Annotated in this window: 1 protein-coding gene; it reads left to right on the top strand. The window is 72.6% G+C overall.

Features of this window, described 5'->3' with window-relative positions; translation table 11 throughout:
- Nucleotides 1-343 (top strand): GNAT family N-acetyltransferase (locus tag ADK67_RS13440; RefSeq protein WP_157620252.1); only part of this gene is annotated, 343 nt, incomplete at both ends.

Consider the following 343-nt stretch of genomic DNA (forward strand, 5'->3'; position numbering starts at 1 on the left):
CCCCAGCCGCCGCACCCTGGAAGCCAAATGGCTCCCCGAGCACCGCTGGGTCGCCGTCGTCGACGGCCGCGTCGCCGGCTGGACCGCCGCCACCCCCACATCCACCCGCGACTGCTACGCCGGCGTCGCCGAGACCTCGATCTACGTCGGCGACGGCTACCGCGGCCGCGGCATCGGCAAATCCCTCCTGCACCAGCAGGTCACCGCCGCCGACAACGCCGGCCTCTGGACCCTCCAAACCTCCATCTTCCCCGAGAACCGCGCCAGCATCGCCCTGCACCACTCCGCCGGCTACCGCACCGTCGGCGTCCGCGAACGCATCGCCCAACACCACGGCACCTGG

Source organism: Saccharothrix sp. NRRL B-16348 (assembly GCF_001280085.1).
Lineage (GTDB): Bacteria > Actinomycetota > Actinomycetes > Mycobacteriales > Pseudonocardiaceae > Actinosynnema.